Raw genomic sequence first — 560 nt, forward strand, 5'->3', positions numbered from 1 at the left:
GACAGCTGCCGGTTCATCGCGCCCGACCTGATCGGCGCGCCGGGCGGCGGCACCTGGACCGGTGCCGGCGCTTTCCATCTGGCCGACGAAGCCGTCGGCATCCTGGAGATGATTGACCAGCATGATGGGCCTGTGCATCTTGTTGGCCATTCCTATGGTGGTGGGTTGGCCCTGCACATAGCAGCGACGCGTCCAGACCGGCTGGCCAGCCTATCGGTTTATGAGCCGTCGGCCTTTCATCTGCTGCACGAGCTGGACTCTGAGGGCCACGAGGCGCTCGGCGAGATCTCGGCGATCGCAGGCGCGATCCACGACGGCTTGATCAACGGTAGCTATCTCTCCGCTGCAGCTCGTTTCATCGATTACTGGAGCGGAGCCGGCACCTTCGACGCGATGAAGCCGGAACTTCAGGCGGCACTCGTGCGGTTCCTGCCGAAGGCCAGCCTCGACTTCCACGCGTTGATCCATGAGTCGATGCCGGCAAGCGAATATGCCCGATTTGGCTTTCCGGTCTTGGTATTGCGCGGCGAATTTGCACCAGTTCCGACGCGGCTTATCGC

Annotated in this window: 1 protein-coding gene; it reads left to right on the forward strand. The window is 62.9% G+C overall.

Annotated features, from left to right (window positions below; all coding sequences use genetic code 11):
• Positions 1–560, forward strand: a 560-nt coding sequence (locus E5W70_RS32650) for an alpha/beta hydrolase (RefSeq protein WP_292665497.1), incomplete at both ends; no start/stop codon positions are given.

Source organism: Mesorhizobium sp. (genome assembly GCF_005063415.1).
Lineage (GTDB): Bacteria > Pseudomonadota > Alphaproteobacteria > Rhizobiales > Rhizobiaceae > Mesorhizobium.